The sequence below is a fragment of the Ancylobacter vacuolatus genome (assembly GCF_030813595.1).
In the GTDB taxonomy this organism is placed as follows: Bacteria; Pseudomonadota; Alphaproteobacteria; order Rhizobiales; family Xanthobacteraceae; genus Ancylobacter; species Ancylobacter vacuolatus.
Window position 1 is genome coordinate 1 of the sequence record NZ_JAUSUH010000009.1, and the last position, 15,855, is coordinate 15,855.

3 protein-coding genes are annotated in these 15,855 nt (G+C 69.0%); all 3 read right to left on the reverse strand.

Annotated features, from left to right (window positions below):
* On the reverse strand, nucleotides 1-11,810 hold an 11,810-nt coding region (locus J2S76_RS17290; RefSeq protein ID WP_307062375.1), incomplete at its 3' end, for a beta strand repeat-containing protein.
* Nucleotides 11,811-12,357: 547 nt separating this feature from the next.
* The gene (locus J2S76_RS17295; RefSeq protein ID WP_307062377.1) at nucleotides 12,358-13,284 is read right to left on the reverse strand and encodes a transglutaminase family protein; all 927 of its coding nucleotides are present in this window, start codon (nucleotides 13,282-13,284) and stop codon (nucleotides 12,358-12,360) included.
* The gene (locus J2S76_RS17300) at nucleotides 13,281-15,794 is read right to left on the reverse strand and encodes a circularly permuted type 2 ATP-grasp protein (protein WP_307062379.1); all 2,514 of its coding nucleotides are present in this window, start codon (nucleotides 15,792-15,794) and stop codon (nucleotides 13,281-13,283) included. Before J2S76_RS17300 ends, J2S76_RS17295 begins: the two co-directional genes overlap by 4 nt.
* Nucleotides 15,795-15,855: the final 61 nt, after the last annotated feature.

Below are 15,855 nucleotides of genomic sequence, written 5' to 3' on the forward strand. Positions count from 1 at the left end.
GCCCCGGCGGACGGGGCGGTGAGCGATTGGCGCAGCCGGCTGCCGACCGCGTCGCGCAGATAGATCGACTGCTGCTGGATCACCGTCTGCGCCGAGGCATAGGCCTCGCCCGAAAGCTGGTTGAGCGCCGGCGCCACCGCGGAGGTCGGCAGGGCGAAGATCGCCTCATAGACGGCGTTGCCCGTGCCCAGCGCCTGCGCCGCCACGGCCACGTTCGCCTGGTTCGGCGTGTGGGCATAGTCGACGAAGTTGAACCCGTTATAGACCAGCGTCAGGAACACGTTCTTTGCGTCATAGGTCAGCTCCGGCGCCAGGAAGGCATAGTCCGACGTGACCGAGCCGAAGGTGCCGGTGAGCGTGTTGGTGGTGGAAAGAATGGCGACCTTGCCCGTCGAGGGATAGCGCCCCGGGGTGGCCAGCACCTCGACGCTCGCCTGCGAGGACAGCGTCACCGCCCCGGTGGCGGTGATCAGGTCGTGCCCGCCGGCCGCCGTCACATCCACCTGGTAGACCGCGCCGGCATTGAACGCCACCGGGCCGTTCACCGTCAGGGTTCCCGGCGAATAGCCCGGCCCGACGATGCCCCCGTCATTGACGATCAGCCCGCCAATGCTCGCCGTGCCGCCAAGCACGCCGCCCTCATTGACGGTGAAGGTCGAGGCGGTGCTCGACCCCGCCGCCAGCCGCACCGTGCTGTCGTCCACCGTCACCGCCCCGGTATAGGGCGCGGAGAACAGCACCGTGCCGCCGCCGGTGAAGGTCACCGCGCCGTTGCCGGTGATCGCCCCGGTGAAGGCGTAGGTGTCGGAACGGTTGAACACCAGCTTGGCATTGTTCACCACGTCGCCGACAATGGAGCCGGTCGTGCCGCCATTGCCGATCTGCAGCGTGCCGGCCGAGATGGTCGTCACCCCGGCATAGGTGTTGGTCCCGGTCAGGATCAGCAGGCCGTCGCCGGTCTTGGTCAGGCCCGCCGTGCCCGAGATCACCCCCGACAGGGTCAGCGCCTGCGTGGAATCCACCTCGATCGTGCCGGCGGTCGAGCTCGGCCGGGCCAGCGGGTTGGGCACGCCCAGCACCACCGCCCCGCCATAGGTGAAGCTGCTGCTGGCGCGCAGCGTGCCTTCCGTGTCCACGGTCAGCCCGCCGCTGCCCAGCGCGCTGGCCGCGTCCACCCGCAACGTGCCGCTGGCGATGGTGGTGCCGCCGGTGGAGGTGTTGGCCCCCGTCAGATACAGCGTGCCCTCGCCCGCCTGCACCAGCGCGCCGCTGCCGGAGATCGCCCCCGCCATCGTCACGTCGTCGCTGCGGTTGAACGCCAGCACACTGTTATTGGTCACATCGCCGAGGATCGACCCCGAGGCGCCGCCATCACCGATCTGCAGCGTGCCGCCGGAGATCACCGTGCCGCCGGTGTAGAGATTGGCCCCGGTCAGGACCAGCGTGCCGTAATCGGCCTTCTCCAGCCCGTGCGTGCCGGTGAGCACCGAGCCAATGGTGGCGACCGTCGACGCCCCTTCCTCGGTGCCGTCGCCGACCCGGATCACCGGTGCCTCGCCGGCGAGCAGGAGAGCGCCGCCGCTTACCCCATAGCCGGTCTCGACGAACTGCAGGCCGGTTGCCGACACCTGGCCGTCGGTATTGTCCACCGTCACCGTGCCGGGCGAGCCCTGGAACACCGCGAAGGCGCCGTTCCAGCCCTGCGGGATGGTGCCGCTGGCATTGATCCAGTTGGTCTGCGCCCCCGCCGTCCAGGTCCCCGTGCCGCCGAGAACGGTCTGCGTCGCCGTGGTGTTGGTACCGTTCCAGAACAGGATCGGCGTGTCGACGCCTTCCACCAGCAGGTTCACCTGGTTGGCGACCGACGTCTGGACGCCGCCCAGCAGCCCGCCGGTGAGCGGGCTCACCTCCATGCCATTGTCGGTCAGCGTGCCGGTATAGTTCATCACGCGGTAGATGCCGACGCCGAAGCCCGCCGTCTGCGTCACCTTCAGCGTGCCGTCCAGCGTCACATTGCCATTGACCGTGAACACGGCCTCGCTCGAGGGTGCGCCCAGGCTCACGCTCACATTGGCCGCCGCGGCGAGGTCAAGCCCGCCCATGGTCAGCCCGCCGGGCTGCGCGCCCTCCAGCGTGCCGCCGTCGAGCACATGCACCGTCTTGGCGATGCTGCCGGTGCCCGACAGCGTGGCGAGGTTCTGCACATAGACATCGCCATCCACGCTCCCGGTCACCGCGAGGCCGCCGCCGGCGACCGTGGTGTCGCCCGCATAGGTGTTGGCCCCGCTCAGCGTCAGCGTGCCGGTGCCCGACTTGGTCAGCCCGCCCGTGCCGCTGATGATGCCGGCAAAGCTGGTGCTGGTGTTGTCGCCGCCGGCGGCGAGCTTCGCCCCGTCGAGGACCAGCGCGCCCGCACCGGCGATCGAGCCGACCGTCTCGGTGGCGCCGCTCGGGCGCAGGATCAGCTGCGCCCCCGTGGCCACGCTCACCGCGCTGGCGTCGCCGATGGCCTGCCCGCCCTCGGCAATGAGGATGCCCTCATCGACCTTTGTCGCGCCGCTGGCGCTGTTGGTGCCGGAGAGCACCAGCGTGCCGGTGCCGGTCTTCGCCAGATTGCCGAGGCCGGCAATCGCCCCGGTCAGGGTCAGCGTCTTGCTGTCATCCACCGCGAACGTGCCACCGCCGACGCCGGCCACCGGCGTGAGCGAGACCGCGCTGGCATAGGTGAAGCTGTCGCTCGCGCGCAGCGTGCCGCCGCCCTCAAGCGCCAGCGGCCCGCTGCCCAGCGCCGCCGCCGCGGAGACCTGCACCGTGCCGCCTGAAATGGTGGTGCCGCCGCTATGATTGCTCGTGCCGGTCAGCGTCAGCGTGCCCTCGCCGGTCTTGGTGAGGCACCCCGCGCCCGAGAAGGCGCCCGAGAAGGTCGAGCTGGTGCCGTCGCCGCCGGCGATCAGGCAATAGGCGCCGAGGGCGACGTCGCCGCCGCCCGCCAGCGAGCCCACCGTCTCATTGGCGTCCTTGAGGGTCAGCGTCGCGCCGCTGGCCACCGTCAGCCGCGCCGTGTTCGACAGCGAGGAACCGCCGCTGACCTCCAGCGTGCCCGCCGCCACATTGGTGGCGCCGCTATAGCTGTTGCCCGCGATCGCCAGCGTGCCGGTGCCCGACTTGGTCAGCGCCCCCGTTCCGCCAATGGCGCCGGTGAGCGTCAGCGTCTTGCTGTCGTCCACAGCGAACGTGCCGCCGCCCAGCCCCGCGACCGGGGTCAGCGTGACCGCGCCGCCATAGCTGAAGCTCTCGCTCGCCTGCAGCGCGCCGTCGCCCTCAAGGCTCAACCCGCCGCTCCCCAGCGCGGATGCCGCCGCGACCTTCACCGTGCCGGCCTTGACCGTCAGGCCGCCGCTGAAAGCGTTGGTGCCCGTGAGCGTCAGCGTGCCCGCGCCCTTCTTGGTCACGCTGCCCGTCCCCGAGATGGCGCCGTCAAAACCGAGATCATTGGAGCGGTTGAACACCAGCGCCGCATTGTTCACCACATCGCCCTCGATCGAGCCGGTGGTGCCGCCCTTGCCGATCTGCAGCGTGCCCTGGGTGATGGTGGTGCCGCCGGTATAGGTGCTGGCCCCGGTCAGGATCAGCGTGCCGAGATCCGTCTTCTCTAGACCGGTGCTGCCGGCAATCACCGAACCGATGGTGGCGACATAGGCCGCCCCGGCCCCCGTGCCGTCGCCGACGCGGATCTGCGTCTGGCCGGAGGTCGCCGCCAGCGTCAGCGCATCGCCACCCACCTCATAGCCGTCCACCATGAACTGCACGCCGGTCACCGCCACCGCGCCCGCCGTGTCGTCGATCGTCACCACGCCCGCCGTGGCCGAGAACACCGCGAAACTCGCGTCCCAGGCCCGCGACTGGTTCGCCTTGGAGGTGGTCCAGTTGGTGTCGGTCGAGCTCGCGGTCCAGGTGCCGGCGCCGCCATGGATGGTGCCGTCCGGCGTGGTCTGGCTGCCGTTCCAGTACAGCATGCCGCCCTGAAGTACCGCCAGGTTCACCTGGCCCGGCACCTGCTGGATCTCATAGGCGTATTGCAGCGGGGTATCGCCCAGCACCAGCCCGTCATCCGAGGCCAGCGTCGTGTAGTCGAGGATCCGGTAGACGCCGAGCGCCATCGACCCGCCATCGGTCACGTTCAGCACGCCGTCCAGCGCCAGCGTCTCGGCCGAGAACACCGCATTGCCGGTGTTGGAACCCAGCGTCACATTGATGTTGGCGCTTTCCGAAAGGGTCAGCGAGGTCATGGACAGCCCATAGGCCCCCGCCGTCGTCACCGGCGCCGCCGCCAGCGTGCCGCCATTCTCGACGCTCACCGAGCCGGTGATCGCCGCCCCCGAAGGGCCGGCCGTCTCGCCCTGCAGCGTCGCCCCGGACTTCACCGTGACATTGCTGGCCAGCGACACCCCGCTGAGGATCTCCAGCGTCCCCGCCTCCACCGTCGTGCCCGCGCCCGCGCTGTTGGCGCCGGTGAGCGTCAGCTTGCCCGCACCCTTCTGCACCAGCGCGCCCGTGCCGGTGATCGCCCCCCCCGCAACCACGTCATCGGACCGGTTGAACGCCACAGTGCCGCTATTGGCGATCGCCCCCGCCACCGATCCCGTGCCGCCGCCATTGCCGATCTGCAAGGTGCCGGCGGCGACCGTGGTTCCCCCCGAATAGGTGTTGTCACCCGTCAGCGTCAGAACGCCAAAGCCAAGCTTCCTCAGTGAACCGGTGCCGATCATTCCCGCCGAGACGCCGATGTCGAAGCCGTTACTGTCAAAGAAGACGCCGCCGGCATTGATGGTGACGGTGTTGTCCGCAAACCCAGTAAGGAAGGACGCCTGGCTGGCCGAAGCCTTCACCACGCCGCCATTGAAGTTCACGGAGCCCTGGCCCGCGCCCTTGCTGATCTGCCCCGTGGTGAGGACGCCGCGCGCGCCATCCGTGCCGTCGAGGTTGAGCGTGCCACCGCCCGTGGCGCCATAGCCCAGCGTGACATGGGCGGCCGAGACGGCGCCGCCATCGGCGACACTCAGCGTGCCGGTGCCGTTCAGCCCGACGAAGAGATCGAGGCTGCCCGTGCTCCAGCTGGAATCCGCGCCCGTGACCGTCGCCGTTCCGGTAGAGAGGGCATTTTGTCCGATATAGCCATTGCCGCTGCTCACCCCGCCACCCACCGACACCGTCATCTGGCCGGAGCCGGAGCCGCCGACGACGAAGTCCTTGCTGTTGGTCCACAGCGAATCCGCGCCCGTCACGGTGACGCTGCCATTGGAGCCGGTGTTGACGCCGATATAGGCAAAGCTGCTGGAGGCGGTGGCTCCGCTCTTGAGGGCGAACGCTCCGGTCGACCCGCGATTACTGCTGACATAGGCGTTGACGGTCGACACATGGCCGGAGTCCTCAACCGTCAGCGTGCCGGTGCCGGTATAGCCGACATGGAGTTCAGCCGTGGTCTCCCAGGCCGAGTCTTCGCCCGTCACGGTGGCGGTGCCGAGAGAGTCAGCATTTACGCCGATATAGCCAATGCCGGTGCTCACCTTGCCGCCGGCCGCGACGTTCAGCGTCCCGGTGCCGGACTGGCCGATGCCGAGTTCGGTGGTGGCGGTCCAGGTGGAACCTGCTCCCGTCACCGTCACCGTTCCGATTGAACCCGCGCTGGCGCCGACAATACCGGTCGCCCCCATGAGGGTGCCGCCGGCCTCGACATTCACGGTGCCGGTGCCGCTATAGCCAACATTGATGGCGCCGGTACTGGTCCAGATCGACTCTTTGCCCGTCACTGTGGCCGTGCCGTTCGATCCGGCGAGGACACCGACATAGCTGTAGGCGAAGCTCGCCTCGGCGCCGGCGGAAACCGTGAAGCTCGCCTGGCCGCCCTGGCCGACGCCGAGTTCGCCTGTCCCGATCCAGGAGGCGTCGGCCCCCGTCACCACCACGGTCCCGGTCGTTCCCGCGCCATTAGCGATGTAGCCGGACGTATTCGCCAGCGTGCCGCTGCCCTCGATCGTCAGCGTGCCACCGGTCATATAGACCCCGGCGCTCAAGGTGTTGCTGCCGGTAAGCGTCAGCGTGCCGGCACTGACCGTGGCGAGGCCCGCATAGCTGTTGGTACCCGATAGCGTCAGCGTGCCGAGGCCGGTCTTCTTCAGCCCCGCCGTGCCGGTGAGGGAGGAAGCGACGGTCGCGCCGACCTCGGCGGCGTCGGGCCCCTCGCCCACCAGAATCGTGGCCTCCGTGCTGCTGCCAAAGCCGACGAGGTTGATCGACCCGCCCGTGATCACATAGTCGTCGACCAGGAACTCCATCGCCGCGACCTGCGGCGCCGTCGATCCGCTTACCGTCACTGTGCCCGCCGTGCCGGCGAAGATGGCGAGCCCCGCCTGCGACCAGGTATCGGCCGTGGTGCCGGCCGCGTTAGTCCAGTTGGTGGTTGCCGACTGCACATTCCACGTGCCGGTGCCGCCGTCGACGCCGGCGCCGCCGGTGGTGTTGGACCCGTTCCACCACTGGCCCGCCGCCACGAGCAGATTGACCTGGTTGGCGGTAGAGGTGCTGACGGCATAGAGCGAATGCGCCGGCGCCGTGCCGATCTCGAGCGTGTTGTCGGTCAGCGACCCGGCATAATCGATCAGCCGGTACGTACCCGAGGCGAAGCCCGTGCCGGCGGTCAGGTCCAGCGTGCCGTCGAGCGTCAGGTTGCCGCCCACGCCGATCGCCGGCGTCGTCGACCCGGGCGAGCCCAGCGTCACCGCGAAGACCGAGGTCGGTCCCGCAAAGCTCAGATTGCCGCCGATGGTGAGCGAGGTGGTGCCGGACACGCCGGCGAGGCTGCCGCCCGCCGTGATTTCCACATTGCCCGAGATGGTGCCCGCGCTGGCGCCGCCCTGCAGCGTCGCGCCGGTTAGAACCGAGACGCCCCCGGTTAGGCTGCCGCCGGAAAGCTCCAGCGTGCCGGCCGAGACCGTCGTGGTGCCGAGAAAGGTGCTGGCGCCCGTGAGCGTCAGCGTTCCCGCGCCGGACTTGATCAGGGAGCCAGCCCCGGAAATGGCGCCGGCAAACGAAATATCGTCGGAGCGGTTGAAGGCAAGCGTGCCGGTGCTGAGCGCCACATCGCCGGCGATCGAGCCGGTAGCGCCTCCATCGCCGATCGACAGCGTGCCGCCCGAAACCGTCGTGCCGCCGGCATAGGTGTTCGCCCCGGTTAGCGTCATTGTACCGGTGCCGGTCTTCACCAGCCCGGCCGTGCCGGAGCCGCCCAGCGTGCCGGAGAACGTCGTGCTGGCGTCGTTGCCGCCCGTGGTCAGGGCATAGTTGCCGACAATGTAGACGTTGCCGGCGCCCGCCAGCGAGCCGATGGTCTCGGCCGCCTGGAACAGGACGAGTTCCGTACCGGCCTCGACCGTCACCGCGACGCTGTCCGCCAGAGCCGACCCATTCTGGAGGAACAGCTTGCCGGCGGAGATCTGCACCGCCCCGGTGAAGGTGTTGGTCCCGGTGAGGAACTGGTTCAGGTTGCCGACCTTGGTCAGGCCGCCCGTGCCGGTGATGCTGCCGGCAAAGTTTCCGGCGACGGTATCGGCGCCAAGCGTCAGCGTGTTGGCGTTGAGGGTCACCGTTCCGCCGGCACCGTCCAGAGTGGCCAGGGCCTGCCCGCCATTGACCAGTTCCAGCGTCGTCCCGCTGGACAGGTTGAGCTTGGTCGTGTTCGCGAGCGCCGAGCCGCCGGACAGGACCAGCCCGCCGCCGGTCACCCACACATCGCCGGTGAACGTGCTCGCCCCACTCAGGGTCAGCGTGCCGGTGCCGGCCTTCCCCAGGTTTCCGATGCCGGATATCTCGCCGGAGAAGGTTGTGGAGCTGTTGTCGCCGCCGGCGGTCAGCTGGCTGACATTGGTCAGCGTCACCGTGCCGGCGCCCGCCAGCGAGCCGACGGTTTCGTTCGCGTTCAGCTGCAGGCTGGCGTCTTTCGCCACCGACACCGCGCTGGAATCGCCGATCGCCGAACCGCCGGACGCCACCAGCGTGCCGGCCGAAACCGTCGTCGCGCCGGAATGGGTGTTGCTGCCCGACAGGGTGAGCGTGCCGGTGCTGGCCTGCTCGACTGAGCCGGTTCCCGAAATGTCGCCGGAGAAGATCAGGCTGTCGGTGCGATTGAACACCAGGCTCGCATTGTTGACCACATCGCCGGTGATCGAACCGGTCGTTCCGCCGCCGCCGATCGACAGCGTGCCGCCGGAGATCGTGGTGCCGCCGGTATAGGTGTTCGCGCCGGTCAGGATCGTCGTGCCGGCCAGCACGCTCACCGTGCCGCCGCCGGAGATGGGCGTGGACAGCGTGAAGTCGGTGGCGGTGTGGTTGAAGACGATCTCGCCCGTGCCCGCGCCGAAGACGATCTTCGGCGTGTCGATCGTGCCGGCCGCCCCCGCCGCCGAGCCCTTCGCCGCGCCGATGGCGAGCACGCCGTCGCCTGCGGCGGCGTAGGCAATACGCACCTCATTGTCGACCTTCAGCGTGCCGCCATCGGTGACGATCACCGAGGCCGTGCCGGCATAGCCGACATAGAAATTGCCGAGATAGGAGAAGGTGGGGTTCGCCTTGGCCCAGAACTGCGACCCCGTCCCGATGATGGTCAATTTACCTTCGGAGTGCGGGTCCATGCCGACGCCCGCCACGCCGCCCGTCACTGTGCCGCCGGCGGAGATGGTGAGGTCGCCGTTGCCATTCACCGGATCGACGTTGCGCGTGCCGTTCTGGCCGCCGACATAAAAAAACTGTTCCGCGACCAGGCTCGCCTCGGAAACAGTCATCGTCACCAGGTCGCCGCCGCTCGCGCCGACATAGACTCTGTCGGCATAGACATCCGCGCCGTCCGAAATCGTGACCGTGCCTCCATCGGGGCTTAGCCCGGCCTGGAGCGCGGTGTTGGTGGGGTCGTCGGGGTCGCCGATCTCGACCCGGGTGCCCTTACCGGTGAAGGTGACCTGCGCCCCGGCGCCGGTATAGAGGCCCACCTTGGTAATGTAGGCCGTGGCGCCGTCGGAGACGGTGAGGGAGCCGGTGGAGCCGGCCGTGCGCGCGATATCTATGCCGCCGTCGCTGTTGGTCCAGATCGTGTCCTTGCCGGTCACGGTGAGCGAGCCGGTGCCGCCGCTGCCGCTCTGCCAGGATCCGGTGGAAACGCCAATCCGCTTGGCATCGAACGTGGCGCCGCCGGAAATCGTCAGGCTGCCGGTGCCGCCATTGTCGCCAATGGTGAGCTCGCCCGTGCTGGTCCAGCTCGAACCGTCGCCGCTCACCGTCACCGTGCCGACCCCGCCCTCCGCCGTTCCCACGGTGCCGTTGACGCTGGTCAGCGCGCCGCCGCCGGAGACCGCCAGCGTGCCCGCGACGTCGCTGCCCACCGTCAGAACCGAGGCGCCCAGCGTGCCGGTAAGGCCCAGCGTGCCGGCGGAGACGGTGACGTCGCCGGTCAGGGTGTTCGCGCCCCACAGGTTCAGCGTGCCGGCGCCGGTCTTCTCAAGACCGGTCGTGCCGATGAGAGCGGAGCCGATGGTCGCCGTCGCGCCCGTGGCCACCTCGATCTCGGTCGGGCCGGAGCTCGCATTCAGGGTGATGCTGCTGCTGAAAATAGCATAGCCATCCACCTCGAAGCGCATGCCCTTGACGGAGGTCTGCCCGGGGTTGTCCTCGATGGAGATAATGCCGCCGGTGCCGGCGAAGATGGCGGTCGAACCGTTCCAAAACTCATTGGTGGTTCCCGCCGCATTGGTCCAGTTGTCGTTGGTGGACGCCCAGGTGCCCGATCCGCCGATGATGCCGCCGCCCGACGCCGCCGGTCCGCCGTTCCAGTAGAGGCCGGCGCCGGAAACGGTCAGCAGCACCTGGCCCGCCGTCGTGGTCGTATCGACCGTATAGATGTAGTCCGTCGGTGCCGTGCCGACGCCGATCGTCCCGGTCAGTGAGCCGGCATAGCCGATCAGGAGATAGGTGCCCTCGGCCATCGCGCCGCTGTCGGTGATGTTCAGCGTGCCGCCGAGCGTGAGATCGCCGCTGCCGCTGACCGACGCATCGCCCACAGTGATAAGTGCGGTCGCCGTGGTGGGCGCGCTCAGCGTGACGTTCAGGCTCGCGCCAGTGTACAGAGATAAATCGCCACCGGTGATCGCGAGGGCCGAGCTTCCCGCGACGGCCTGCAGCGCGATGGTGCCGCCGCTAAAGGCACCCACGTCGCTTGAGACCGTCGCCGTCAGCGATTGGCCATTTGCCAAAGTTCCACCCGACTGGACGAAGAGCGCCCCCTTGACGCCGCCCGCAGTCGCACCGTTCCCGAGTTGCAGGGTGCCACCGCTGACCGACCAAGCACTCCCCGAAGTTCCTGCCTGCTGCCCACTCAACAGCCAGACGCCGCTGCTTCTGACGTTAACCTCATTCAAGTTCTGGAACTGGGCGCCGCCGCCCGTACCGGCGTTCAACTGTGCCAAGTCAAACACACCGCCGGCACCGCTTAACTTCAGCGTGTTATATGATCCGCTGCCCACCACATTGCCGTTGATCGTGGCATAGGTCTGGCCCGAAGTGCCGCCATTGCCCTGCAAATCCAGCAAATTGGTGCCGCCGGTGAACTGGATCGCGTCTGCGCGCGTGGTGCCCGGCGTTACGACAGTAAGCGAGTACGGCGCCAGCAAATCGCCGCTCAGCCCACCCGAAACAGTGGCGGTCGATGTCAGTACAACAGTGAGGTTGCTACCGCCGATGCCGATGCCGCCGGCTCCGACTATGCCTTGCGGGTAAGTCGTTCCAAAAGCGCTGCCACCATTCGTCGCGTTGCCGCCTTTGCCACCGGAGACTGTTTTTCCGGCGCCCACGGTGAGCTTGGTAACATCTGTCGTATTGACCGCGAAAACGCCGCTACCGCCATTGCCACCTATGTAGACGAGGCCATTGGGGGTATTCGACCCGCCGGTCACCGTGGCCCCAATGATCAATTCGGTCGCGGCCGTACTGGAAAGATAGAGCCCCCCGCCGCCGGCGCCGCTGACGCCGGAGGATGCAAGAGTGTTGAGGTCTGAATAACCAGCGCCGCCGCCATTTCCGCCTGTCAGCGAAATCGTCAGTGTGCCGAGATCCCCCGACCCCGAGACGACCGCACCGAAGCCGCCACCGCCACCGCCGCCACCACCGCCGCCTGCGACCTGCGAAATGGATCCTTCGCCGCCATTTCCGGCCGTGACAGCCGATGTGGGCAGCGCCGCCCCGATATAGCCGTGCCCGCCACCACCGCCGCCATAGCCAGGGCCGGAACCACTTAAGGAACTTCCTCCTTGGCCGGCATTGGCACCTGTCGCGCCGCCGGAGCCGCCATTCGCCGAGGCAGTCAGGCCGGTTCCACCCGCACCGGCAGTGCCACCGCCGTTTCCGCCGGCCCCTGCCACGTTGCCGGCGTTTCCACCGGCGCCAGACGTGCCGCCGAACCCTGAACTCCCGCCGGCACCCGGGCTACTCGCGCTGGACGTGTTTCCACCCGCGCCACCGCCGCCGCCACCGCCGCCGCCGCCGCCGCCACCGGCGCCGGCGGTCGTCCCCGTACCGCCCCCACCACCGGCACCGCCGGCAAGGGTATTGATGAGGGTTTGCGCCTGGACGGCGACCGGGACGACCGAAAGGGCGATGGCCAAAACAGGCACCAGCGCCGAGCTCAGCAACAGCCCCCGGCGCAGCAGGCGCGAGGTCCGCACGAGGGAACCGGCGTCGATGGCCCTGCGAGATGCTGCGATGTTCATTGCGGCCTCGGTTCCAGCGGTAAAAATGTTCTGTTTTTCAAAGCAAAGGCGCCGGGAGTCAGCGTGTGGAGGCGTGCATTGCGCGCTCGCGCGCAAAAGCCGACTGTCCGCATGCGACGCTGGCGGAGAGGGGTCTAAGCCGCGTTTCGCGAGTGTCCGCCGCAGCGCCACGGATGGAGTCGGAGGCCTCATCCGCCGCGTTCTGCGACCCAGTTGGAGAGAATGTGCCGGCCAAGGCCGCGACGTTCCGGCTCAACGGCTCAACGCGATACGGCATTTCCGACGTCCTTCTCGTGACACGCACGAAGCTTGGGGCGCAGCAGCGCGGCCGCTCGCGCGATCCGACGCGGGCGAGACGGAACCAGACTAGAGTACCGTCTCTCGCCGCGACAACCGGGATTTGTTCCCGCGCGGCGGGAATTCCCCGCAAACGGGCATTCACCTCCGGAAATTCCGAGCAATGTTGCCGGATGGCCACGGACTTATCGTGCACAGCACAGTTGTGCCCTCGCGCGCGGGAGCCCGGCGGAAATACCGGACGTGCGAATCAGCCGGGGGAGGCCAAGTCGCCCGGCTCCTTGCGCGCGGAAGCCTCGTCCGGCATCGGAATGACGTCGACCTCGACCTTCAGCTTCTGCTTGCCGGAGCCGAAGATGACGCCGCCGATCGGGGCGACATCGGTGTAGTCGCGGCCCAGCGCCAGCACGACGTGATCGGTGGCCACGCGCAGGGCGTTGGTCGGGTCCAGCCCCTGCCAGCCGATCGCCTCGCCGCACCACACCGAAACCCAGGCATGGGTGGCGTCGGCGCCCTGCAACCGCTCCTTGCCCGGCGGCGGCTCAGTACGCAGGAAGCCGGAGACATAGGCCGCCGGCAGGCCGAGCCCGCGCAGCCCGGCGATCATGATATGGGCGAAATCCTGGCACACCCCGGCCCGCAACTCGAACGCCGTCAGCGCCGGGGTGGAGACGTCGGTGGCGCGCGGATCATAGGTGAAATCGGCGTAGAGCCGGTTCATCAGGTCCACCGCCCCGGCCAGCATCGGCCGGCCGGGAGGGAAACTCTCCGCCGCCCAGGCGGTGATCGGCGCGCTCAGCGCCACGGCGGGGCTGGCAAACAGGAAATGCGCCGGCGAGAGGCCGGACAAATCGGTGCTGCCATTGGCGGCCTCGCGCGTCTCCTCCCAGGAAGGGCCGGATCCGGGCGGAACCTCAGGCGGTGCCTCCACCTCCACCCGCGCCCGCGTCTTCACGGTGAAGCTGCGATGCGGGGTCTCGATGCGGATATGCACCACCTTGTTGCCGAAGAAATCGCGGGTCTCGGTCCATTCCACCGGCTCGGGCTCGACCGCGAAATGGCTGGCGACGACGCGCTGGTTCGCCCGCTCCACCGGCACCATCCGCACCACATGGCGCGCCACCGGCACCGCCGAGGCGTAGGAATAGGCCGTGCTCTGGTGAATGTCGTATTTCATGCCAAGAGGTCCCACGGCGTCTCCACCGGCTGGCGATGGATGAAATAGCGCTCCGCCACCTCGTTGGAGAGCTCCATCAGTCGGCCCTCGATCTGGCCGAGGCGGGCATCGTCGAACTCCACCGCGTCGAACGCCTTCATCGTCGCCGAAAGCCGGGCGACCAGGCGCTCCTCCGGCGGGGGCAGCGCGTCGCCGGCATGGCCGGGCAGCACGTCGAGATGGTCGCTGATGGCGGCGATCTGGAAGGCGAGCGAACGTGGATTGACCGGGTCGAGCAGCACGAGGTCGAGCACCGGTGCGCGGCTTTCCACCATCACATAGCGCGAGCGATAGGTGATCTGGCTGTCGCACAGCTCCAGCAGCACATCGAGCGTGCTGGCGCTCGGCGTCTCCCCCACCAGCGCGCGGGCGAAGCGGCACACCGCGATGGCGCGCTCGATGCGACGGCCGAGATCGAGGAAGCGCCAGCCGGCGAGCCGGTTCATGTTCTCCGAGGCGAGGCCGGAAAAGGCGGCGAGCGCCCGCAGGGCGCGGTCGGCGCGCTCATAGGCGTCCGGCTCGGCGCTGGCCGCCGGGGCGGGCTCCGCCATCATCAGCCCGAGATCGGCCAGCGTGCGCCAGGCATCGGGGGAGAGCCGGTCGCGGATCACAGAGGCCGTGTGGCGGGCATTGTCGATGAGGTTGGGAATGGCGCCGGGCCGGTCGCGCCGGGTCAGCGCCGCCAGCACATGGCGGATCGGGCGCGCACGGGTCAGTTCGTCCGGCACCGCGCCCCAGGATTGCAGCAGGTCGAGCAGCGCCGGCACCGAGCCGCCGCCGCCATCGGCGGTGGAGGAAAGCCGGCCCGCCAGCGTGCGCAGCAGGCGCAGCGTGCATTCGGCCCGCTCGACATAGCGCCCGAGCCAGAAGAAATTATCGGCCGCGCGGCTGGGCAGCGGGCCGGTCTGGCGCTTCACCTCTACCGCATCGGGGGCCGGCAGCAGCGTGGTCTGCTCCACCGGCGCGGCGTCCAGCACCCACACATCGGCCGAGCGGCCGCCCCCCTGCATCGTCACGGCCCGGGCGTCGAGACTGTCGGAGACGCGGCAGAAACCGCCGGGCATGACGGTCCAGCCCGATTCGGTGGCGGCGACGAAGATGCGCAGGATGAAGGGGCGCGGCTCCAGCCGCCCATTGCTCCACACCGGCATGGTCGACAGGCGCACCGCCTCCTGGCCGACAATGTCGACGCCGCGGGTCCGGATCGCGTGCTCCACCGCCGCGCGGCGGATGGGATCGAGATCGGCGCCGATCACCGGCCCGTCCTCCAGCGCGCCCGGCACCGCCCGGCGGAAGGCGGGGGAGAGCACCAGATCGTCGAGACTGTCGAGCACACGCGCGCGCTCGGCCTTCTGGCCGCACCACCAGGTCGCGACATTGGGCAGGATCGGCGCCTCGCCCAGCACCTGCCGCCCCAGACGCGGCAGGAAGCCCATCATGGCGGGGGCCTCCACCACGCCGGCGCCGAGCGCGTTCACCACCGCCACTCCGCCGGCGCGGATCGCCTGCATCAGCCCGGGCACGCCGAGCCGCGAGGAGGGGTTGAGCTCCAGCGGGTCGGCATAATCGGCATCGAGACGGCGCAGCAGCACGTCGACCCGCTTGAGGCCGGCAACAGTGCGGACATAGACGATGTTGTCGCGCACCGTGAGGTCGTCGCCCTCCAGCAGCACGAAGCCGAGATAGCGGGCGAGATAGGCGTGCTCAAAATAGGTCTCGTTGAGCGGGCCTGGGGTGAGCAGCCCCACCCGCCCCTCGCCGGAACGGTCGAGCTTGGTCAGCCCCGCCCGCAGCCCCTGGAAATAGCCGGCAAGGCGCATCACGTTGAGCGAACGGGCAAGGTCCGGCAGTGCCCTCGCAATGGCGATGCGGTTTTCCAGCGCGTAGCCGGCGCCCGAGGGCGACTGGGTGCGGTCGGAGAGCACCCACCAATTGCCGTCCGGCCCGCGGCCGATATCGGCGGCATAGATCTTGAGGAAGCTGCCGCCATGCGGGTCGACGCCGACCATCGGGCGCAGGAAATCGGGATTCCCGGCCACCACCGCCGCCGGCAGCGCGCCCGAGCGCACCAGCTTGCCCTCGCCATAAAGGTCGGAGAGCAGCCCCTCCATCATCTGCGCGCGCTGGATCAGCCCGCGCTCCAGCGCCCGCCATTCGGTGGCGTCGATGACGAGCGGCAGGTGCGAGATCGGCCAGGGCCGTTCGCCGCCATTGGGGTCGTCATAGACCCGGTAGAACACGCCCGAGCGGTAGAGGTGGCGGTCGGCGGCGCGAAATCGCCGGTTGACCTCCTCCACGCCCATCTCAGCCAGCGCCGCCAGCAGCGAGGTCCAGTGCGCGCGCGGACGCCCCTCGCCGTCCACGAGTTCATCGTGAACGCCGGGAAGCGGCTTGTACTGCGCCAGCAGTGCCTGGACGGCCGCTTCTTCAAAGCGGCGCGTGCGCGCCTGCGGTTCCGTGCGAACGGGCATGGCTCCCTCTCAGCGCCGCAAAGGATGGGCATACCATCCCCTTGCCCCCACCGCACGCCCC